Genomic DNA, 21802 nt, shown 5'->3' on the forward strand with positions numbered 1-21802 from the left:
TTCCCGGCGGGATGGGTTGTCAGGGCCGCCGGCTGCGCCATGCTGGCCGGCCCAAGAACCACAAGCGGGAACGCCCATGGATACCCCATCCTCCGTGCTGATCGGCGCCCAGGCGCTGGAGCGCCTGGTGCACGACATGTTCGCCGCCGCCGGCTGCGACACGGCGGAATCCACCGACATCGCCAGCCATCTGGTCGGGGCCAACCTTGCCGGCCATGACAGCCATGGCGTGGTGCGTGTTCCGCGCTACATCGACTGGATGCGCGCCGGCTATGTCTATGCCGGCAAGCAGCCGGAGATCGTCACCGATGGCGGCGCCTTCGCCCTGCTCGATGCGCAGTATGGCTTCGGCCAGAGCGCGGCGAAGCGGGCCACCGCCCTCGGCATCGAGCGGGCGCGGCAGCACGGCGCCGCCGTCATCGCGCTGCGCAACGCGGGCCATGTCGGCCGCATCGGCCACTATGCCGAGCAGGCCATGGCGGCCGGGCTGATCTCCATCCACCTGGTGAACGTCGCCGGCTCGACGCTGGTGGCGCCCTTCGGCGGCGTGGAGCGGCGCTTCTCCACCGCGCCCTTCGCCATCGGCGTCCCGCTGGAGGGGCGGCCAGTGGTGCTGGACTTCGCCACCTCCTGCGTCGCGGAGGGCAAGGTGCTGGTCGCCTCCAACGGCGGCAAGCCCTTGCCGCCGGATGCGCTGATCGAGCCGGACGGGCGCCTCTCCGGCGATCCGCACACGCTCTACGGTCATTACGAGCCGGTGGGGCCGCGCCTGCCGGGCGGCGGCTCGGGCGCCATCCGCGCCTTCGGCGACCACAAGGGCTCCGGCCTGGCGCTGATGTGCGAGCTGCTGGCGGGCGCCTTCACCGCCGGGGGCTGCTCCGGCCCGGTGGAGGGGCGCACCCGCATCAGCAACGGCCTCCTCTCCATCTACCTCTCGCCGGCGCATTTCGGCACCGAGGCGGAGTTCCAGCGCATGGGGCAGGAGTATGTGGCGTGGGTGGCGAGCAGCCGGCCGGCCGTGCCGGGCGAGCCGGTGCTGCTGCCCGGCGATCCGGAGGCACGATATCGGGCCGATCGCCTCGCCAAGGGCATTCCGCTGCAGCCCGACACCTGGACGGGCATCGTGCAGTCCGCCGCCTCGCTCGGCGTGCAGGCGCCGCAGCTCTGAGAAGGCCGGGGGAAGACCTCCCCCAGCTCTCTCTCCTCTCTCCCGGCCTTGGCGCAGCGCTTCCGGCCCGCCTGGGAACTTGCCCGCCTGGGAACTTGCCCGCCTGGGAACTTGAAGGAAAGGAAGGGGGCCAGGGGGGTTCATTCCCCCGGTCTTCCTTCCATGCTGCCGACCAGCCAAATCTCGCCACGATTCTCGGCTTCCTTGTTCAGGTGACCACTTTGGACGCCCGTCTTGCCGCCGAACGGCCGCGCCTGCGCCGCGTGGTGTTTCCGCTGCCTTGCCTGCTGGCCGGTGCAGGGTTGAGCAGCCTGCTCTGGCATGCGCTCGCGCCCGGCGGCTGGACCGTGTGGGAAATGGTGACGCTGCTCGCCTGGCTGGGTCTCCTGCCCTGGATCTGCCTCTGCGCCGGCAATGCGCTGCTCGGTTTCGCCCTGCGGCTGCGCCAGGGGGAACCCGCTCTGGCCGTGCTGCCGCAACTGGCGCATCTGCCGCCCGGCCCGCCGCGGCTGCGGACGGCACTGGCGCTTTGCCTCCGCAACGAGGACATGGGCGTGGTGCTGCCCTCCCTGGTGCCGCTGCTCGACGGGCTGGAGGCAGCCGGGGCGGGGCACCGCTTCACCCTCTGGCTGCTGTCCGACACGCAGGATGCCCTGCTGGCCGCGGAGGAGGAGCGGGCCGTGGCCGCCTTCGCCGCCGCGCGGGAACGGCGCGTGATTCCCGTCCGCTATCGCCGCCGCCGCCGCAACACCGGGTTCAAGGCGGGCAACGTGATGGACTTCCTGGATCACCATGCCGGGGACCATGCGCTGTTCATCAGCCTCGACGCGGATTCCGAGATGTCGGCTGGAGCCGTGCTGCGGCTGGTGGCCCTGATGGAGGCCGACCCAGGCCTGGCCATCGTGCAGCAGCTCATCGTCGGCCGCCCGGCGGAGGCTGCCTTCCCGCGGCTCTTCCAGTTCGGCATGCGGGCCGGCATGCGGATCTGGGCCACCGGGCAGGCCTGGTGGCAGCTCGACCAGGGGCCATACTGGGGCCACAACGCCATTCTGCGCATCGCGCCTTTCCGCGCCCATGCGCGGCTGGAAGCCCTGCCGGACGGCAGCCCGATCCTGAGCCATGACCAGATCGAGGCGGTGCGCCTGCATGCCGCCGGCTGGAAGGTGCGCTGCCTGCCGGTGGAGGCAGGCAGCCTGGAGGGCAGTCCACCCACCTTGCCGGATTTCCTGGCGCGCGATCGGCGCTGGGGCGCCGGCAACATGCAGTACCTCGCGCTGCTGCGCCTGCCCGGCCTGACCGCGATGGGCCGGATGCAATTGCTGCAGGCCATCCTGCTCTTCCTGGCCGCGCCGTTCTGGTTGCTGCTGCTCGGGGCGGCGGTGCTGAACGCCGCCAGCGGCGGCGGCGCCACCACGCCCGCCGGGCCGCTGCTGGGCCTGATGCTGGCAGGCTGGGCGGCGCTCTACGCGCCGAAGCTGCTGGGCTATGCCGAACTGCTGCTCTGCGCCGGACGGGCGGCGCCCTATGGCGGCCGCCTCGCCGTGCTGCGCGGTGCCGGGGCGGAGATCCTGTTCACCATGCTGCTCGATCCGGTGACGCTGGCCGACAAGGCGCTGTTCCTGCTGCGCCTGCCCTTCGGCGGTGGCGCCGGCTGGCTGCCGCAGAACCGGGTGGCGCGCGGCATTTCCTGGCAGGACGCGGCGCGGCTGCTCTGGCCGCATAGTCTGCTGGGCCTGCTCGGGCTGGCGGGGCTGCTGGCCGCCGGCGGCTCCGCCTGGGCCTGGGGCGCGCCGTTCCTGCTGCCATTGCTGGCCGCGGTTCCCTTCTGCGTCCTTTCCAGCAGCCCTGCCTTCGCGGCCTGGCTGCGCCGCAAGGGCCTGTGCCGCACGCCCGAGGAAGCGCCCGCGCCCCCGGCGATGCCGCCGCGCAGGCTGGTGGGCGCCGGCGCCGGGTAGAGGTTTTTCCCCGCCCTCCGGCGATCTTGCGCCATTCTGCGCCGGGCCTTGGTGCAGCCGGATTGCGCGGCGCCGCGAACACCCAATCTCGCCCTGGTGCCGGAGTGGAAGCGCAGCCAGATGGGGAAGCAAAAGAAAGGCCTCGGGCCTGGAAGTGCGGTTGCCGACGGCCCGTGCGCGGCAGGCCTGCCGATGCTGCGGGCCGGCGCGCAGGCCGAGGAGCATCCGGTGCTCGCCGCCAGTCCCGCCTTTCTGGAGATGGGCGGCTATGCCGCGGCGGCTGTTCTCGGCCGGAGCTGCCTCTCGCTGCTCGGCGCGGATGCGGAGCCTGCGGCGGTGGAGCGCTTCCGGTCGGCGCTGGCGGCGCGGCGCCGGCACGCCGAGACCCTGCCGATTCAGGCCGCCGACGGACACGCGATCTGGTGCGTCGTCTTTCTCGCCCCGCCAGGGGAGGGCAGGGCGGAGCACCTCCTGACCTTTCTGGACATCACGGAGCGCGTCGCGCAGGAGCGCCGGCTGCGCGAAGGCAAGGAGGTCGCGGAGCGGCGTGCCGAAGCGCGCATGCGGCGGCTGCGCGAGGCCAATGCGAGGCTGAAGGAGGAAACCGAGCGCCGGCAACGCACCGAGGCGGTGCTGCGCGACGCGCTGGCGCAGGGGGAGGAGGATCTCCGCTTCCGGGACTTCCTGGTGCGCGAGGTGAACCACCGCACCAAGAACGCCCTGCAGCTCGCCATCGGCCTGCTGGCCATCCAGGCGCGCCAGTCCCGCGACGAGGCGACCCGGAAAGCGCTGGAAACCGCCATGGCGCGGCTGCGGCGCATCAGCGCAGTGCATGCGCTGCTGACCTATGAGAGCGAGAACCCGCGCAGCATCCAGGCCGCCGACTATCTGCGCCGGCTCTGCCGCGAGGTGGAGGAAAGCCATGCCGCGGGCCCGAACCAGGTGCGGGTGGAGGTCGAGGCGGATGAGGAGGCGGTCTGGGGCCCCGATACCACGGTGCCGCTGGGGCTGATCGTCGGCGAGGCGCTGACCAACGCCTTCAAGCACGCCTTTCCCGACGGCCGGCATGGCCACATCCTGGTGCGCCTCGCCGCGCAGGGCGAGGGCCGGATGATGCTGCGGGTGGAGGATGACGGGGTCGGCCTGCCGGCGCAGCGCCGGGAGGGCTCGCTCGGGCTGCGGCTGGTGGAACTGCTCGCCCGGCAGGCCAAGGGGACGGCCTCTGTCGAAGCCGGGCCGAGGGGGCAGGGAACGGTGGTGTCGGTCAGCTTTCCCGGCTCACGGCAGCAGCCCGCCAGCGCGCCGGCCTGACCGCGGGGCGCTGCCGCCCGGGCGAGCCCCGGGCGGCAGCGCCTTCCGGGGCGGGATGCGGCTCAGTCCTCGTCGCTGCGCCGGGCCAGCACCTCGCGCTTGCCGACATGATTGGCCGGCCCGACGACGCCTTCTTTCTCCATCTGCTCGATCAGCTTGGCGGCGCGGTTGTAGCCGATCGAGAGGTGCCGCTGGATGAAGGAGGTGGAGGCCTTGCCCTCCCGCGTCACCAGCGCCACCGCCTGGTCGAACAGGCCCTTCTCGCCGTCCGAGGCGCCGGCGATGCCGGAAAGGCCGGAATCGCCCTCTTCCTCATCGCTTTCGGTGACCTCCTCGATATAGGCGGGCTCGCCCTGCTCGCGCAGCCACTCCACCACCCGCTCCACCTCGGCATCCGAGACAAAGGGGCCGTGCACGCGGCTGACGCGCCCGCCGCCGGCCATGTGCAGCATGTCGCCCTGGCCCAGCAGCTGCTCGGCGCCCATCTCGCCGAGGATGGTGCGGCTGTCGATCTTGGAGGTCACCTGGAAGGAGATGCGGGTCGGGAAGTTGGCCTTGATGGTGCCGGTGATGACGTCCACCGAGGGGCGCTGCGTCGCCATGATGACGTGGATGCCGGCGGCGCGCGCCATCTGCGCCAGGCGCTGCACGGCGGCCTCGATCTCCTTGCCGGCGACGATCATCAGGTCGGCCATCTCGTCGATGACCACGACGATCAGCGGCAGCGGGGCGAGGGCCAGCGGCTGCTCCTCGAAGACCGGCTTGCCGGTGTCCGGGTCGAAGCCGGTCTGCACGCGGCGGCTCAGCACCTCGCCGCGCGCCTGGGCGGCCTGCACCTTCTCGTTGTAGCCGCCGATGTTGCGGACGCCGAGCTGCGACATGGCGCGGTAGCGCCGCTCCATCTCGCGCACCGTCCATTTCAGCGCGCCGATCGCCTTGGGCGGCTCCGTCACGACCGGGGCCAGGAGGTGCGGGATGCGGTCATAGACCGAGAGCTCCAGCATCTTCGGGTCGATCATGATGAAGCGGCACTCGTCCGGGCTGAACCGGTAGAGCAGCGACAGGATCATGGTGTTGATGCCGACCGACTTGCCCGAGCCGGTGGTGCCGGCGATCAGCAGATGCGGCATGCGGGCGAGGTCGGCGATCACCGGCGCGCCGCCGATGTCCTTGCCCAGCGCCAGCGGCAGCTTGCCGGTCTGGCGCGCCCAGTCCTCGGCGATCAGCATCTCGCTGAAATAGACCATCTCGCGCTTGGCGTTCGGCAGCTCGATGCCGATCACGTTGCGGCCGGGGACGGTGGCGATGCGCACCGCCATGACGCTCATGCTGCGGGCGATGTCGTCGGCCAGGCCGATGACGCGGGCCGACTTGGTGCCGGGCGCCGGCTCCAGCTCGTAGAGCGTGACCACCGGGCCGGGGCGGACCTCCACGATGCGGCCGCGCACGCCATAGTCCTCCAGCACGGATTCGAGCTGGCGGGCGTTGCCCTGCAGCTGCTCCTCCGAGGGGCCGGTGGCGCGGCGCGCGGGCGGGGGCGCCAGCAGGTCGAGCGGCGGCAGCTTGAAGGGGCCGTGCGGCTGCGGCTCGGGCTCCGGCCTGGCGCGGCGGGGCATCAGCCGCTCCATCACGCGCGGCGTGGCCGCGGGCGGCGCCGCGCGCGGCGCCGGCATCTCCGGGACGAAATTCTCCTCGTCCTCGCCCTCATCCGTCTCGGCCGCCGCAGGAGCGGGCGCCGCTGCGGGAATGGAGCGGCGGGGCGTGACATCGTGGCCGGGCGGCGGCACCAGCGGCGCCTGGCGGCCACGCGGCGGCGGCGCCTCGGCGGCGGCGGCGTCGGCCGCTCGGAGCATGGCGGCAAGCTGCGGCGAGGGTGCCTCCGCCCGGCGGGCGAACAGGCCGCCCATGGCGCCGCCTACGGCGCCGCCCACCGCACGGAAGGGAGCGGCGAGGCGGGTGCCGAGGCTCGGCCCGGTCTCCTCATCATCCGCCTCCTCCGCTTCCCAGCGGGCGTACTGCGGAGGCGGCGGGGCGCTGGCGAGGCTGCGGCGCATCAGCCGCGCGGTCAGCCCGGCGCTGCCGCGCGCCGCGTGGCCCGCCGCCCGCCCGGCCTGCCGCCAGGCGAGCAGCGGGATGCCGAGCGCGGCGAAGGAAAGCGAGCCGGCCAGTGCCAGCACGGCCACCTGCCCGACGATGTTTCCGAAAGGCCCCAGCGCGGCGCCGGCGATTCCATCGATGTGCTCCGCCAGCAAGGCGCCGGCGGCGCCGCCCGGGCCAGGCAGGGCGGGCTGACCGGATGGCAGCGGCGCCAGGGCGAGGGCGGCGGCCAGCATCGGCACCGCGGCCAGCACGGCGGCGATCCGTGCCGCGAAAGGCGCCAGCCCCTTGTGCGTCGCCAGGCGCCAGGCCCAGGCCAGCATCACCGCGACCGGCAGCAGGCCGGCCCAGCCGAAGCTCTGCAGCAGCAGGTCGGCGGTGATGGCGCCGGACGGACCCGCCAGGTTGGTGGGCGCCTGATCCGTGGCGGTGGAAAGCGAGGGATCGGCGGGGTTGTAGCTGGCCAGGGCGACCAGCAGACCCAGCCCGCCAAGGCCGAGCAGCAGGCCCGTCAGCTCGGCAAGGCGCCGCGCCAGGGCGGCCCTCAGCGCGGGAGAGGCAAAGCGGCGCGTGCTGGCGGCAAGGCGGCCCTCGGCGGAAGCAGGCGAAGACGGGTTATGGCGGTCGGCAAGGGCGCGCGGCATGGGCCTCAGTCATCTGTTGCTGAGCAATGGCCTCAACCTAGCACGGCAAAGCCTTGGCGCAGAAGGAATACGCCAACGATCAACGATCCTGGCGGCGGACGCGGCACCAGGCCGCGCGACTCGCGGTGGAAGCAAGCCAGGAGCGCCGCCCCTGGAACCCCGCCGCACGCCGGGAGAAGGGGACAAGGAGGGAAAAAGGCCCTCCTCCCGGCCCTATTCGGCCGCTGCCAGCGCCTGGCTGCGCTGGAGCTGCGCCTTCTGCTTGCGCCGGCCGAGCTGCTGGTCGGCGATCACGCCCAGCAGGATCACGCCGCCCATCACCGCGAAGTTCAGCGAGGAGGGAATGCCCAGGATGTTCACCAGGTTCTGCAGGATCTGCAGCAGCACGGTGCCCAGCACGATGCCGAGGATGCTGCCCTCGCCGCCGCGCAGGGAGCAGCCGCCCAGCACCGCCGCCGCGATGGCGTAAAGCTCGTAGAAGTTGCCGAAGGATGAGGGCGAGACCGAGCTGGTGTAGAAGACCAGCAGCACGGTGGCGAGGCCGGCCAGCCCGCCGCCCAGCAGGTAGGCGCCGGTGATCACCGCGTCGGCGTTGATGCCGGAATGGCGCGCCGCCTCGTCGTTGCGGCCGACGGCGTAGAGGTAGCGGCCGAACACCGTCCGGTGCAGCACCACCCCCATGACGGCCGCCACCACCACCAGGAACAGGAAGGGGTTGGGGATGCCGAAGCTGCGGCCGGAGGCCAGCCAGGTGATGGTGTCGATATCCCCGGCATAGCCGAAGCCCATGGTGGAATCGGCCGTGTAGTAGCGGGCGATGCCGCGGTAGATCAGCAGGCCGCAGAGCGTGACGACGAAGGGCTGCAGCCGCAGCCGCGTGACCAGCAGCCCGTGCAGCAGGCCAAGCGTGGTGCCGGCGCCGATGATGATCAGCACGGCGAGCGGCCAGGGCAGCTCGTAGTTCACCAGCAGGTCCACCAGGATCACGCCGAGCAGCGCGAACATCGAGCCCACCGAGAGGTCGATGCCCCCGGTGATGATGATGAGGCCCTGGCCGATGCTGAACACCCCGAACAGCCCGATCAGGTTGGCCATGTTCAGCAGGTTCACGCTGGACAGGAAGAGCGGGTTGAGGATCGCCGTGAAGCCGCCGATGACGATCAGCAGCACGGCGAGGCCGAGCTCCTTCTTGCTCATGCCTGCGCCGCCTCCGCCCGCGCCGGCTCGCCATGGCCGATGGCCAGGCGCAGCACGGCCTGCTCGCTGAAGCCGGCGCGCTCCAGCCCGCCGCTGATGCGGCCCTCATGCATCACCACGATCCGGTCGCTCACGCCGAGCACCTCCTCCATGTCGCTGGAGATCATCAGGATGGCGACGCCGCGGTCGGCCAGCGCGCGCATCAGCCCGTAGATCTCGCCCTTGGCGCCGACGTCGATGCCGCGCGTCGGCTCATCGAACAGGATCACCCGCGGCGCCATGCTCAGCCACTTGCCGAGCACCACCTTCTGCTGGTTGCCACCGGAAAGGGTGTTGGCGCGCGTCGCGCTGGAGGGCGCCTTGATGCGCAGCCCGGCGCGCTGCGTCTCGCTCGCCTTCCATTCGGCGGCGCGGTGCATCAGACCCATCCGCGCATAGTTCGGCGCGCTGGCGAGGGTGACGTTCTCGACGATCGGCATCTCCAGCACCAGCCCGGCGCGCTTGCGGTCCTCCGGCACGAGGTAGATGCCGGCGGCCACCGCGTCCTTCGGGCTGCGGATGGCGAGGGGGCGGCCGTCCAGCCGGATCGTGCCGGCCAGCGGCGGGTCGATGCCGAACAGGGTGCGCGCCAGCGAGGTACGCCCGGCGCCCACCAGCCCGGCCATGCCGAGGATCTCGCCGGGCCGGATGTGCAGGTCGAGCGCCCGCCCGGGAAAGGCGCCGGTGACGAGGCCTGCGGCCTCCAGCCCGCCCTCGCCGGGCGGCTGCGCCGGCGGCGTGTAGAGCGCGCGCAGCTCGCGCCCGATCATGAGGCGGATCATCGCCGCGTGCTCGATCTCCTCCCGCCGCAGCGCGCCGACCAGCCTGCCGTCGCGCAGGCAGACCACGCGGTCGGCGCAGTCCACGATCTCGCCCAGGCGGTGGGTGATGTAGATGAGGCCGACCCCGGCGGCGCGCAGCTCCTTCACGAGGGTCAGCAGCCGTGCCGTCTCGGAGAGGGTGAGGGAGGAGGTCGGCTCGTCCAGGATGATGATGCGCGCCTCGGCCGCCAGGGCGCGGGCGATCTCGACCAGCTGGCGCTGCGCGATGGACAGCTCGGCCACCGGCGTGTCGGGCGAGAAGTCGGCGCCCAGCCGCGCCAGGATCGGCCGCACCCGCTCATGCGCCGCGCGGCGGTCCAGCAGGCGCAGCGGGCCGCCGCGCAGCGGCTCCCGCCCGAACAGGATATTGGCGGCGACGTCGAGGTTGTCGAAGAGGTTCAGCTCCTGGTGGACGAAAGCGAGGCCGGCGCGGGTCGCCGTCGCCACGCCGAGGTGCGGGTATTCCATCCCGCCGATGCGGATCCGCCCCTCGCTGGGCGGCACGACGCCGCCCAGGATCTTCATCAGCGTGGACTTGCCGGCGCCGTTCTCGCCGATCAGCCCGAGGACCTCGCCACGGTCCAGGTGCAGGCTGACCCCGTCCAGCGCGCGGACGCCGGGATAGGTCTTGCCGATCCCGGTCAGTTCCAGCAGCGGCTGCATCTTGCCCTACGCGCCGCGCAGCAGCTCGCGCATGTGCCCCTGGAACTCCTTCACGTTGGAGCTGTCGATGATCCGCGTCGGGATGATGATCTGCTTGCTCTCGGGGATGAAGCCGCGGTCGCCCTTCAGCACCTTGATCATGCCGACCATGCTCTGGTAGCCGAACTCGTAGGGCTGCTGCACCACGGTGGAGAGAATGGTGCCGTCGGCGATGCCGCGCAGGGTCAGCGCGTCCTCGTCGAAGCCCACGATCTTCACCTTGCTCTCCGCGCCCGCCGCCTTCACGGCCTGGTAGATCTGCGGCGTGTTGTAGGCCCAGAGCCCGGTGAGCAGGTTGATGTCGCTGTAGCGGGCCAGCGTGTCCTCAACGTTGCGCTTGGCGCGCGCGATGTCCGATTCGTCGGTGCGGATGTCGACGATCTCGATCTTGCTGCCCTGCAGCGCCTCGCGGATGCCCTGAACGCGCTCGCGCGCGTTGTCGGCGTCCATGGTGCCGACGAACAGCATCGCCTTGCCGCCGTTGGGCAGCGCCCGCATCATCTGCTTGCCGGCCTCGCGCCCGGCGGCGACGTTGTCGGTGCCGATATAGACCACGCGGTTGCTCTTCGGCGCGTCGCTGTCGGTGGTGAACAGCACGCACTGCTCGGCGGCGCGGTTCAGCATGTCCGTCGAGTTGCCGGGATTGATGGCGGAGATGGCGATGCCGGCCACCTTGCGGGCCAGCAGCGCGTCCACGATGCGGCGCTGCTCGGCGGCGCTGGCCTGGCCCGGCACGATCATTTCCATGTTGTAATCGGGGTGCTCGCGGTTCGCCTTCTCGATGCCGCGCCGCGCAATGGTCCAGAAGTCGGCGGAAACGTTGACCACAAAGGCCAATGTGGGCTTTTCCTGCGCGGCGAGTCCGCGCGGCAGCGTGGCGAGTGCGAGCGCCGCGGGAGCGGCCAGCAATGAACGCCGGTTCATGATCTCTCCTGTCGCTTCCTTGTGGATCTCTGACGGATCCTCAGCCAAAGTCCGGCTGTTGGCGGGGAGGCTAGCAGAGCCGTGGCACGACGGGGCAGGCGGTGCCCGCCCCTGCACGAAGCTGTGATCGGGGCCCGGATCAGGTCCAGCCGCCATCCACCACGAACTCCTGGGCCGAGCACATGGAAGCCGCGTCGGACGCCAGGAACAGCGCCATGTCGGCGATGTTCTCGGGCCGCACGCGGCCGGCGAGCGCCTGGCCGGCGTCGATCTCGCGCTCCGCCTCGGGCGTCACCCAGAGCTTGAGCTGGCGCTCGGTCATCACCCAGCCCGGCACAAGCGTGTTCACCCGGATGTTCTGCTTGCCGTAGTCGCGCGCGAGGCCACGTGTCAGGCCCTGCATGGAGGCCTTGGCCATGGTGTAGGCGGGCATGCCCCCCTGCCGCAGCTTCCAGCTCACCGAGCCGAAATTGACGATCGCGCCGCCGCCGGCACGCTGCATCTGCGGCAGCACGGCCTGGGAAGCGAAGAAGACGTGGCGCTGGTTCACGGCGATGCGGTCGTCGAAATATTCGGGCGTCACCGACTCGACGGCGTGGCGCTCGTCATGCGCGGCGTTGTTGAGCAGCACGGTGATGTCGCCATGCGCCTGCTGCGCCCGGGCCACCGATTCGCGCAGGGCGGCGATGTCGCGCAGGTCGCAATGCAGGAACAGCGGCGCGTGCCTGACGCCTTCCTCCCGGATGGAGCGGACCAGCGCCTCGCTGTCCGCATCAGCGATGTCGACGAAGGCGACCTTGCTGCCCTGGCGGGCGAAGGCGCGGGTCAGGGCGGCACCGATGCCGCTGCCGCCGCCGGTGATGAACACGCTGCGCCCATCCAGGTCCGGATAGATCGCTTTCTGTTGCATGAATGTTTCTCCCTGCTCCCGCGGCACTGCCGCCGGCGCCATGCCTACGGTGGGCCGCTTCGCGGGAGGGCGCAATGCGCCGCGCGGTCATGCCGGCGCGAGGTCGTGCCCGGCGAGAAGCGGCGGCGGAAACGGGGCGGCGTCCGGCATCGCCTCCAGCGGCGGCAGTCCGCAGGCCAGGAGATAGCGCGCGATGGCGTCCGCCTCCGCGATGGGCCGGGTGGCATCCCCGGTGCTGCCGGCGGGAACGAAGATGAGCGTTTCATAGCGCGCGCGGGTCAGCAGCACGCGATAGGTGTTGCGGATATGGCGGCGCGTCTCGTCCTGCCCGACCGTGGTCCAGCGGTTCCCGGCGAAGCGCCGCGCCTGCCAGCACCCGCCCCGGCGGACGAAGTCGCCGCCCCAGGCGAGGCCGACCAGATCCAGTTCCAGCCCCTGGCAGGCATACTCGGTGGCGCAGACCTCCAGTGCGTCGGAGGCGCGGATGTCGGGCCAGCGGCGGAGGAACCAGTTCACCACCTCGTCGTCGGCGCCGTGCAGCTGCGCGCCCAGCCCTTCGGCCCGCAGCCGCTTCGCCTTGGCGGAGCAGACCAGCCCCGCGCGGCGCAGCCCGCGCGCCCGGTGGCGCAAGGCGGCGCGCAAGGCGGCGAGGTCGCGCGTCAGGCGGAACGGCAGGTCGCCTCGGCCGGCGATGGCGGCGGCTTTCTCGGGCTGGTCGTTCAGCACGGCGTCCACCCAGAGCGCCGCATGGTCGTGGTGCACCGAGCGGATCGGAACCGTCAGGTCGAGCTCGGGATCGAGCGCCAGCCAGCTCGGCTGAGCTTCCACCAGCCGCTGTGCCGGTTCGGCCGCGCCCAGGACGCAGGGGGCCGCAACCGCCTGCCAGCGCCCGCCGCTGCTGGCGATCACCCGGCCCCATTCGGCCAGGCCCGCCTCGCCGGTGTTGATCTCCTGGCCGTTGCCGATCAGCGCGACGATCACCGACCAGTCCGCGGCGCGTCCCATGATCTCCAGCATGTGTGCGGGCTCGGAATCCGACAGGATGGAGCGGCGGCGCCGGGTGTCGCGCCCGGCCTGCGCGGCGTCCCAGGCGCGCTGCGCCTCGTCGAAGACCACAACGTGCTCGTGCGGCACCTGGTCGGCGGCGCGGATATGGTGTTCCAGGAAGCGGTGCACGTTCTGCAGCAGGGTTCGGGCCTCGCGGCGCGGCTGGCGGCTGCCGCGGCCCTGGCGCGCCGCGGCATCCCGCTCGAGCGCGCCGCGCAGCACGGCGACGAGCGGCGCGTTGCCGGTCAGAAAGGCTGCCCCGGCCTCCGCTGCCGCGCCGAAGACGAGGTTCAGCCCGCACAGCGTCTTGCCCGCGCCGGGAATGCCGGTGACGAAGACCACCAGGCGGCGCCGCTTCTGGCGCGCCTCGGCGATGGCGCGGCGGATGGCGGCGGTGGTGCGGCCCAGATTGGCGGCATCGGCGCGGGCGGCGGCGATGTCCTCCACCCCGTGCCGGTCGAACAGCCGTTGCGCCGCCTCGACGATGGTCGGTACCGGCCGATAGGGCGCGCTCGTCCAGACGGCCGCGTCGAGCGGCCGGGCGGGCGCGGGGATGGCGGCCTGGAGGTCTTGAAGCAAGCTGGCGAGGCCGGCGGCGTTGCTCTGGAGCACGGGCGTCACGCCATGCCAAAGCAGCGGCAGCGACGCAGGGCGCGCCGGCGCATCGCTGGCCACAAGGATGGGCACCACGGGGTGTTCCCGGCTGCCGGCGTGAAAGTCGTAGACGTCCAGCGCGTAATCCTCCACCTGCGCCGCGTCCTGCGGCAGCCAGGTGGCGGCGTTGTGCTTGAATTCGATGACGAGGATGGCGCGGTCCGTCAGCAGGATGGCATCGATCCGCTTCTCCAGCCGGAGCAGGTCGTATTCCAGCAGCACGGTCCAGCGGGAAGCGCCCGCCTGGCGCAGCGCCGGCTGCAGGAGATGGATCAGCGCCTGCCAGGAGGCGAGCTGCGTCGGCTGCACCTCCCGCAGCTGCCGCGACTGCGCGGCAGCCAGCCGTGCGGCCCAGTCGGCCGCATCATCGCGCAGCAGCGCGGCGCCGGAGGTGGAAACCCAGCTTTGCATGACGCGCAATCCTAGGGGTTGCAAAAGGGCGGGGGAATGAATTCCCCCCAACCCCCCTTCTTTTTTCTCTCAGTTGAAGGACGCGTGGGCCGCTGGCGAAGAAACTCGAAGAAGAAAGAAGGGGGTCTGGGGGGAATTCATTCCCCCAGGCGCTTCTTTCCCGGCCAGGTGGCGAGCCCGATGCTGGCGAGCATCAGCGCGAAGCCCACCGCGTGCATCGGCCGGAAGGCCTCCCCGAGCAGGGCGACCGCCACCACCGCGGCGGCGGCCGGCAGCAGCGCGGTGAACACGCCGGCCACGCCCGCGGGAGCGCGTTTCAGCCCGGCATACCAGAGCAGCAGGCAGAGCACCGAGGCGGTGAGGCTGTGAAACACCAGCAACCCGGCGAGTTCGGGCGCGGCGAGCGCTCCGGCGGCGCCCAGAAACGGCAGCCAGAACGGCAGCAGGAAGACGGTGCTGAAGGCCTGCATCCAGAAACTGGCGGTGATCACAGGCACGCGGCCTGCGATCCGCTTGGCCAGCAGCACGTAGGAGGCCTCGCCACAGACGGCGAGAAAGACCAGCGCATTGCCGAGCAGGCTGCCCTCAGCCTGCTCGCCGCCCGCCAGCCGCGCCAGGGTGATCGCCGCCATGCCGAAGACCGCCAGCGCCGCCGCCGCCCATTGCCGCCGCGGCAGCCGCTCGCGCAGCCAGACCGCTGAGCCGAGCGCGATCACCGCCGGCAAGGTGGCGAGCACCAGGCCGGCCTCCAGTGCCGTGGTGTGGCGCAGGCCGGAAAGCAGCGCGGCATTGTAGAGAAGGGTGCCGAGCACCGCCTGCCCCGCCAGGTTGCGCAGCACCTGGGCGGATGGGTGCACCCGGCCCTCGATCATGCGGGCCAGGGGCCAGAGCACCAGACAGGCCAGCAGGCAGCGCAACCCGGCAATCATGGCGATCGGCAGCGCCACCGCCAGCAACTTCGCCACCGCCACATTGATCCCGACAAGGGCCATGGCGGCCCCCAGCTGCGCATAGGCGGTGAACATCCGACTCCAGGCCGTCCCAAGCTCCGAACGGCAAGGTCGCAGGGGCGGGACGGCGGGCCAAGGGGGGGCGCGCGCAGGAAAAGGCCGGGGGAGGCGAGGTCCCCGGCCTTTCCTGCTCCGTCAGCCGGCCGGTTCAGCCCTGCATGTGGTCGTCATGGAAGGCGGTGCTCGGCGTCGGGATGGCCTCGGCGTCCGGCGGGCCCTTCCGCCCGTGCTGCGCCGGCGCGATGGCCGGCTCGGTGGCCCAGGAATGGCCATGCACCAGGCCATCGTCGAAACCGTGTTCGTCGGTCATGCTGGGGGCTCCTTACCTTGTGCTGATCACTTCGCCATCGCCGGGGCGGCGGGGGCGGGCTTGCCACTGTGGAACTGCGCCGTCTCGGTGCTGTGCGCCATGGCGGTGGTGCTGGAGGTGCCGCCCGAGGCCGCATTGGCGACGGCGTCGAAGTAGCCGACACCGACCTCGCGCTGATGGCGCGTGGCGGTGTAGCCCTCGGCCTCGGCGGCGAACTCGGCCTGCTGCAGCTCGGAATAGGCGGCCATGCCGCGCTCCCGGTAGCCGCGCGCGAGCTGGAACATGCTGTGGTTGAGGCTGTGGAAGCCGGCCAGCGTGATGAACTGGAACTTGTAGCCCATCGCGCCGATCTCGCGCTGGAACCGCGCGGCAGCCTCCTCGCCCATCTTGCGCTTCCAGTTGAAGCTCGGCGAGCAGTTATAGGCCAGCAGCTTGCCCGGGAACTCGCGATGGATGGCCTCGGCGAAGGCGCGGGCGTCATCCAGGTCGGGATCCGAGGTCTCCCACCACAACAGGTCGGCATAGGGCGCATAGGCCAGGCCGCGCGCGATCGCGTAGTCCTTGCCGACACCGGGCTTGATGCGGAAGAAGCCTTCCGCCGTGCGCTCTCCGCTGATGAAGGGGCGGTCGCGCTCGTCAACATCGGCGGTGAGCAGCTGCGCGCTCTCGGCGTCGGTGCGGCAGAGCAGGACGGTCGGCACGCCCTCCACGTCCGCGGCGAGGCGGGCGGCGTTCAGCGTGCGGATGTGCTGGCTGATCGGCACCAGCACCTTGCCGCCGAGATGGCCGCACTTCTTCTCGCTGGCGAGCTGGTCCTCGAAATGCACGCCGGCGGCGCCGGCCTCGATCATCGCCCGCATCAGCTCGTAGGCGTTCAGCGCGCCGCCGAAGCCGGCCTCGGCATCGGCGATGATGGGCGCCATCCAGGCGGTGTCGTCGCCCTTGCCTTCCATGTGCGCGATCTGGTCGGCGCGGCGCAGCGCGGCGTTGATGCGCCGCACCACCTTGGGCACGGAATCCACGGGGTAGAGCGACTGGTCCGGGTACATCTCGCCGGCGGAGTTGGCGTCCGCCGCCACCTGCCAGCCGGAGAGATAGATCGCCTTCAGCCCGGCCTTCACCTGCTGCAGCGCCTGGTTGCCGGTCAGCGCGCCAAGCGTGTTCACATAGGGCTCGCTGTGCAGGAGCTGCCACAGCCGGCGCGCACCCATCTCGGCCAGGCTGTGCCGGATCCGGAAGGACCCGGCCAGCCGCTCGACATCGGCCGGCGTGTAGTCGCGGCGGATGCCGGCGAAGCGGTCCCCGGGCGCGCCGGCGGAGGAACTGCCATCCGGTGCGAAGCAGGGGCGGGGAGAGGGACGCATGCTTGTCTCCTGGAAGTCGTGGAGGCCATCCGGCCGTGCGTCAATAATTCACATTGCCGGTGCGAAGTTCAGCCTTCATGCTGCGATCCTGGCTGCAACATGGTGGCGTTCTTCACGGTGAAGGGCGTAAAATTGTAAAGGCTGTAAAGAATGGCCCGCCCCCTGATCGGCCGCACCATTCGCCGCCTGCGCCAGGATCAGAGGCTGACGCAGCAGGCGCTGGCCGCGCGGCTCGGCATCTCCGCCAGCTACCTGAACCTGATCGAGCACGACCAGCGCGGCGTCACCGCCGCCCTTTTGATCAAGCTCGGCCACATCCTTCAGGTTGACCTCGCCGTCCTCTCCGGCGCGCAGGAGCACCAGCTCGAGAACAGCCTGCGGGAGGTGCTGGCCGATCCGCTGCTCGGCCTGGAGGCCACGCCGGACGAGGAGATCCAGGCGCTGGCCGGCAGCGCCCCCAACGCCGCGCGCGCCGTGCTGGCGCTCTACCGCGCGCTGCGCGTCGCGCGCGAGGATGCCAGCGGCATCGCCCTGCCGAGCGGCCGGCGCATTCTCCTGCCGACCGAGGAGGCGCGCGACTTCTTCCAGGACCGCGCCAACGTCTTTCCGTCCCTGGAGCAGGTGGCCGACACCATCGGGGCCGAGCTCGCCGTCGCGCCCGCCGAGCTGAACCATGCCATCGCCGAGCGTCTGCGGCACCGCCACCACGTCCGCGTGCGCGTCGGTCCGCTGGAAGGAAGCTTGCGGCGCTTTGATCCATCCAGCCGGCTGCTGGAGCTTTCGGAAAGCCTCCCGCGCGAGAGCCGCGGCTTCCAGATGGCCTTCCAGCTCATGCTGCTGGAAGCGCGCGAGGCCGCGGAGGCGCTGCTCCAGCCCGTGCCGAGCAGCGCCGAGGCGGCCTCGCTGATCCGGCTTGGCCTGCTCAACTACGCCGCCGCCGCGCTGCTGATGCCCTATGACGCCTTTCTCGCCGCGGCCCGCGCCTTGCGGCACGACCTCGATCTGCTGGCGGCGCGCTTCGGCGTCAGCTTCGAGCAGGTGGCGCACCGGCTTTCCACCTTGCAGCGCGAGGGCGCGCGCGGCGTGCCCTTCTTCTTCCTGCGCGCCGATCCGGCAGGGAATGTGGACAAGCGCTTCTCCGCCGCGGGCTTTCCCTTCGCGCGCTTCGGCGGCTCCTGCCCGCGCTGGATTCCGCACACCGCCTTCGCCACGCCCGGCAGCATGCGCGTGCAGGTCGCGGAACTGCCGGATGGCGCCACCTTCCTCTGCTTCGCCCGCACCGTCGCCGGGCCGGCGATGCGCTGGGGCGAGCCGCCGCCCGTGCATGTCATCGCCATGGGCTGCGACATCGCCCGCGCCGCCGAGGTCGCCTATGGCGACGGGCTGGACCATCAGCAGGCGCGCATCGGCATCGGCCTCTCTTGCCGGCTTTGCGACCGCGCCGATTGCCGCAGCCGAGCCTTTCCGCCACTGGAGCATCGGCTCAACCTCGATCCTCACGAGGAAAGCACGGCGCCATGGCGGTTCAGCAAGTGAGCGGCTCGCGCCGAACGCGGCTCGCGGGGAATGAGTTCCCCCAATCCCCATCCTCCTGCTGCCAATGTGGCGCCGGCTGCGGCCGGGCGCCGCGAGGCACGAGGCGAAGGCGGGACCTCGGGCGAAATCCTTTCCGGAGCATGCCATGCGCATCCTGCTGCTGAACGGCAACACCGACGCCGCCATGACCGAGCGCATGCTGCGCCTGGCGCGGGAGGCGCTGCCGCGGCTGGGGCTCGCGCATGTTGCGCTCCGGTCGGCGACCGCCCGCTTCGGCGCGCGCTACATCGCCAGCCGCACCGCCGCCGCCATTGCCGGCCATGCGGTGCTGGAACAGGTCGCCGCGCATGCCGGCGCGGTGGACGCCATCGCCATCGCCTGCTTCGGCGACCCGGCCCTGGACGCCGCGCGCGAACTGGCGGGCCTTCCGGTGGCGGGCATGGCCGATGCCAGCCTGCGCATCGCGCTGCGCATGGCGCCGCGCGTCGCCCTGCTCACCGGCGGTGCCCCCTGGGTGCCGATGCTGGAGGAGTTCGCCCGCTCGCGCGGCCACGCGGCGGAGCAGGTGCTGGTCCGCGCCGTGGCGCCGACGGGCGACATGATCGCCCGCGAGCCGGAGCGCGCGCTGGCGTTGCTGGCCGCGGCCGCGCGGACCGCGGCGGCCGAGGGGGCGGGGGTGGTTGTGCTCGGGGGCGCGGGGCTCGCCGGGCTGGCGCCGCAGCTTGCGCCACGTGTGCCCGTTCCCGTACTGGACAGCCTGGATTGCCTGCTGCGCGGTGCCGCCGAGCCCCTGCCGGTTCCGCCCGGCCCCGGCCGGACGCCCACAACCGGCCTTGCGCCCGCGCTGGCCGCCCGGCTGGCATCTTGACCCCGCCGCCGCTGCCCGGCAGGGAGTTGTGCATGAGCGAGCAAGACCCGGCCTCCGACCCGGCCTCCGACCCGGCCTCCGACCTGGCCTCCGACTTGGCCTTTCCTGCGCCCCCCTACCACGACCTGCTCGGCATCCGGCTGGTCGAGTGGCGGGATGGCTACTCCCGCGTGGCCTGCGACACCGGCCCGCAGCACCTGAACCGCAGCGACATCGTGCATGGCGGCGTCATCCTGTCGCTGATCGACCAGGCGGCCGCCTTCGCCGGCCTGTGGTGCAGCGTGCCCGGCAACACCCGCAAGGCCGTGACGATCGACCTCGACTGCCGTTTCACCGGCCAGGTGACGGGCGGGCGGATCGTGGCGGAGGGCAAGCTGGTCTCGCGCGGGCGCAACATCTTCTTTGCCCGCACCGAGGTGTTCGACGCCGCCGGCAAGCTGGTGGCCTTCGGCGCCTCCACGCATCGCTGGCGCGCCGGCAGCGAGACGGTCGAGGGCAGCCCGGTCGAAAAGTGAAGGGATTCGGGGGAAGGAGGGTCTGTTCTCGAAGTCGCTCGAAGTCGGAACCAGGGAAGGACGAATTCTCCCCCGCAGCCCCCTCTTCTTTCCTTTCCGTCAGTCTTGCAGTGCCGCCGGCACGCGCCCGTGCCGGAACTGTCCCGGCGAGGGCCTCCGCGAGGCTGGCCGGAATGATGTCGCCACTGGCGGGAGCTGAAATCCGGCAAAAAGGCGAGGAAGCCTCGGGGTCCGAGGCACGGCGTCGGGCAACGCCCCCGAGGCTGCTTTCCATCGGCGCGGCAAAGGCGAGGAAAAAGAAGCGGGCCCGGGGGAGGGGGGGGAACTCATTCCCCCAGCCTTGCTTCCTCCATCCGCTGCCACCCGCTGATCAGCCGCCGGTCTTCCCGCCCGAAGGCGAACAGGTTGCCGCCGCCTTCCCCGGGCTGGTCGGCCGCGCGGCTGATCGGCTGGCCGCCGAGGTGGCAGAGCAACAGCGCGCCCACGCCGCCATGCGCCAGGATGGCGGTGTCACCCTCCGTTCCGGCGAGCGCTGCCTCCACGGCGCGGACAATGCGCGCCTGGGCATCCACCGCGCGTTCCCAGCCACGGATGCTGCGTTCAGGGCAGGCGAAGAAGGCATCGGCCGTGGCCTCGAACTCCGCCTTGGGCAGATAGCCTGTGGCGCTGCGGTCGTTCTCCCCGAGATCCTCGATCACCCGCACGGGCAGGCCGAGATGGCCGGCCAGGATCCCGGCCGCATCGCGCGCCTTGCGCTCGGCGCTGCTGGCGATGTGCCGGATGCCGCTGATCCAGGGGCGTTCCAGCAGCCGCCGCATGCGGGCGAAGCCTTTCTCCGACAGGGTCCAGTCCGGCACCGGCACGGCGGGGTCAAGGGCCACCTCGGGATGGGTGATGAAGACAACGCGGCTCATGCGGGATGCCTTTCGCGGACGGTCAGCAGGATGCCGGCGCCGATGGCCAGGAAGGCCAGCACCGTCGCCATGCCGGCGCGCTGATTGTTGGTCAGGCTCGTGACGGCGGCCAGCGCGGCCGGCCCCAGGAAGCCGGTCACCCGTCCCGAAAGGGCGAAGAGGCCGAAATAGGCCGAAACCTCCCCCGGCGGCGCCAGGTGCGCCATGTAGCTGCGGGAGGCGGATTGCGCCGGGCCGAGGAACAGGCCGAGCGCCAGCGCCAGCCCCCAGAACACCGGGCGGCTGTCGGTCAGCACCAGCGCGCCGCCGAGCAGCAGCAGGGCGAAGAGGGCGACAAGGATGGTGGGCCGCGCGCCCAGGCGGTCCTCCGCCAGGCCGAAGCCGGCGGCGCCCAGCCCCGCGGTGACGTTGAGCGCGATGCCGAAGACCAGGATCTCCTCGAAGCCCATGCCGAAGGTGCCGGCGGCGTAGATGGCGCCGAAGGCGAAGAGGGTGTTCAGCCCGTCCGTGTAGAACAGCCGCGCCAGCAGGAAGCGGGCGAGGGTCGGGTTGCGCGGCAGGCCCCGCAGCACGCCGCCGATCTCGGCAAGGCCCTTGCGGACGGCGATGCTCCAGGCCGGGCGCGGCGGCGGCGGATCGGGCAGGGCGATCAGCACCGGCCAGCCGAAGGCCAGCATCCAGGCGGCGACCAGCGGCGCCGTGGCGCGCACGTGCTCGGCGCTGGCGCGGTCCAACCCGAAGGGCGAGGGATCGGGCCGCACCAGCACCAGCAGGCAGAGCAGCAGGCAGGCGAGGCCGCCGGCATAGCCCAGCCCCCAGGCCAGGCCGGAGATGCGGCCGAGCCGCTCGGGCGGCGCCACCTGCGGCAGCATGGAGTTGTAGAACACCGTGCCCAGTTCGAAGCCCACCGTGGCGAGGCCGACGCAGGCCAGCGCCCAGGCGGCATAGGCCGGTTCCGGCCGGGCGAACCAGATCAGCGCCGTGGCGATGGCGGTCAGCACGGTGCAGAGCAGCAGCATGGTGCGCCGGCGCCCGCCCGCATCGGCCACCGCGCCCAGCACCGGCGAGAGCAGCGCGATGGCGATGCCGGCCAGCGTCTGCATCCAGCCCCAGAGCGCCTGGCCCTCGGCCGGGCTGGCGGCGATGCCCTGGGTGAAATAGGCGGCGATGACGAAGGTGGAGACAACCGTCGGAAAGGCGCTGTTGGCCCAGTCGTAGAGCGCCCAGGCCAAAGCCTTGCGCGGCAGGCGATGCTTCATGGGGTGGCAGAGTGCCCGGCCAGGCGGGGGCTGGCGAGGCGGCAAAAGAAAGTTCGGGGGAAGGAATTCCCCCGAGCCCTCTTCTTTTTTCTGTCCGTGTTCAGGTTCCGTCCCGGCGCGGGCGCATGCCGGAAGCGCGACCAAAC

17 protein-coding genes are annotated in these 21802 nt (G+C 71.7%); 6 read left to right on the top strand and 11 right to left on the bottom strand.

The window, feature by feature from the left end:
* Positions 1-76: 76 nt before the first annotated feature.
* From E0493_RS14660 to E0493_RS14670, 3 genes are all read left to right on the top strand, one after another.
* Positions 77-1168: a malate/lactate/ureidoglycolate dehydrogenase gene (locus tag E0493_RS14660; RefSeq protein WP_160937852.1), complete on the top strand. Its 1092-nt coding sequence runs from the start codon at positions 77-79 to the stop codon at positions 1166-1168.
* 221 nt (positions 1169-1389) lie between these two features.
* Entirely contained in the window at positions 1390-3123 is a 1734-nt protein-coding gene (gene mdoH / locus E0493_RS14665) for a glucans biosynthesis glucosyltransferase MdoH (RefSeq protein WP_160937854.1), read from the top strand.
* A gap of 192 nt (positions 3124-3315) precedes the next feature.
* Positions 3316-4434, top strand: coding sequence for a sensor histidine kinase (locus tag E0493_RS14670; protein ID WP_160937856.1), 1119 nt, complete (start codon positions 3316-3318; stop codon positions 4432-4434).
* 62 nt (positions 4435-4496) lie between these two features.
* Here the strand turns inward: E0493_RS14670 and E0493_RS14675 are convergent, their stop codons facing one another.
* From E0493_RS14675 to aceA, 9 genes are all read right to left on the bottom strand, one after another.
* Positions 4497-7175, bottom strand: a complete 2679-nt coding sequence (locus E0493_RS14675; RefSeq protein WP_160937858.1) for an FtsK/SpoIIIE family DNA translocase — start codon at positions 7173-7175, stop codon at positions 4497-4499.
* A 213-nt stretch (positions 7176-7388) separates the two neighbouring features.
* Entirely contained in the window at positions 7389-8372 is a 984-nt protein-coding gene (locus E0493_RS14680; protein ID WP_160937860.1) for an ABC transporter permease, read from the bottom strand.
* Positions 8369-9895, bottom strand: a complete 1527-nt coding sequence (locus tag E0493_RS14685) for a sugar ABC transporter ATP-binding protein (RefSeq protein WP_160937862.1) — start codon at positions 9893-9895, stop codon at positions 8369-8371. Before E0493_RS14685 ends, E0493_RS14680 begins: the two co-directional genes overlap by 4 nt.
* Before the next feature lie 6 nt (positions 9896-9901).
* Positions 9902-10858 (bottom strand): sugar-binding protein, encoded by a 957-nt coding sequence (locus E0493_RS14690; protein ID WP_160937864.1) that lies wholly within the window; start codon positions 10856-10858, stop codon positions 9902-9904.
* 139 nt (positions 10859-10997) lie between these two features.
* Positions 10998-11768 carry an SDR family NAD(P)-dependent oxidoreductase gene (locus tag E0493_RS14695; protein WP_160937866.1) on the bottom strand — a complete coding sequence of 257 codons (771 nt, stop codon included), beginning with the start codon at positions 11766-11768 and terminating at the stop codon, positions 10998-11000.
* An 87-nt stretch (positions 11769-11855) separates the two neighbouring features.
* On the bottom strand, positions 11856-13880 hold the full coding sequence (locus E0493_RS14700; RefSeq protein WP_160937868.1) for a DUF2075 domain-containing protein: 2025 nt from the start codon (positions 13878-13880) through the stop codon (positions 11856-11858).
* Positions 13881-14017: 137 nt separating this feature from the next.
* The gene (locus tag E0493_RS14705) at positions 14018-14905 is read right to left on the bottom strand and encodes a DMT family transporter (protein WP_160937869.1); all 888 of its coding nucleotides are present in this window, start codon (positions 14903-14905) and stop codon (positions 14018-14020) included.
* Positions 14906-15038: 133 nt separating this feature from the next.
* Entirely contained in the window at positions 15039-15200 is a 162-nt protein-coding gene (locus tag E0493_RS14710) for a hypothetical protein (RefSeq protein WP_160937871.1), read from the bottom strand.
* A 26-nt stretch (positions 15201-15226) separates the two neighbouring features.
* Complete coding sequence (gene aceA, locus E0493_RS14715; RefSeq protein ID WP_160937873.1) at positions 15227-16564, bottom strand: isocitrate lyase; 1338 nt, start codon at positions 16562-16564, stop codon at positions 15227-15229.
* 150 nt (positions 16565-16714) lie between these two features.
* Between aceA and E0493_RS14720 the strand changes: the two genes are divergently transcribed.
* From E0493_RS14720 to E0493_RS14730, 3 genes are all read left to right on the top strand, one after another.
* Entirely contained in the window at positions 16715-18100 is a 1386-nt protein-coding gene (locus tag E0493_RS14720) for a helix-turn-helix domain-containing protein (RefSeq protein WP_160937875.1), read from the top strand.
* A 145-nt stretch (positions 18101-18245) separates the two neighbouring features.
* Complete coding sequence (locus tag E0493_RS14725; RefSeq protein ID WP_160937877.1) at positions 18246-18968, top strand: aspartate/glutamate racemase family protein; 723 nt, start codon at positions 18246-18248, stop codon at positions 18966-18968.
* Between the two features lie 32 nt (positions 18969-19000).
* Positions 19001-19483 carry a PaaI family thioesterase gene (locus tag E0493_RS14730; RefSeq protein ID WP_160937879.1) on the top strand — a complete coding sequence of 161 codons (483 nt, stop codon included), beginning with the start codon at positions 19001-19003 and terminating at the stop codon, positions 19481-19483.
* A gap of 326 nt (positions 19484-19809) precedes the next feature.
* On the opposite strand, the gene E0493_RS14735 is transcribed toward E0493_RS14730, so the two are convergent.
* Both E0493_RS14735 and E0493_RS14740 read right to left on the bottom strand, forming a co-directional pair.
* A complete protein-coding gene (locus E0493_RS14735; RefSeq protein ID WP_160937880.1) occupies positions 19810-20397 on the bottom strand; it encodes a histidine phosphatase family protein in 588 nt (195 codons plus the stop codon).
* Positions 20394-21800: an MFS transporter gene (locus E0493_RS14740; RefSeq protein ID WP_160937882.1), complete on the bottom strand. Its 1407-nt coding sequence runs from the start codon at positions 21798-21800 to the stop codon at positions 20394-20396. Before E0493_RS14740 ends, E0493_RS14735 begins: the two co-directional genes overlap by 4 nt.
* Between the last annotated feature and the right edge of the window lie 2 nt (positions 21801-21802).

This window comes from Teichococcus coralli (genome assembly GCF_009829925.1).
In the GTDB taxonomy this organism is placed as follows: Bacteria; Pseudomonadota; Alphaproteobacteria; order Acetobacterales; family Acetobacteraceae; genus Pseudoroseomonas; species Pseudoroseomonas coralli.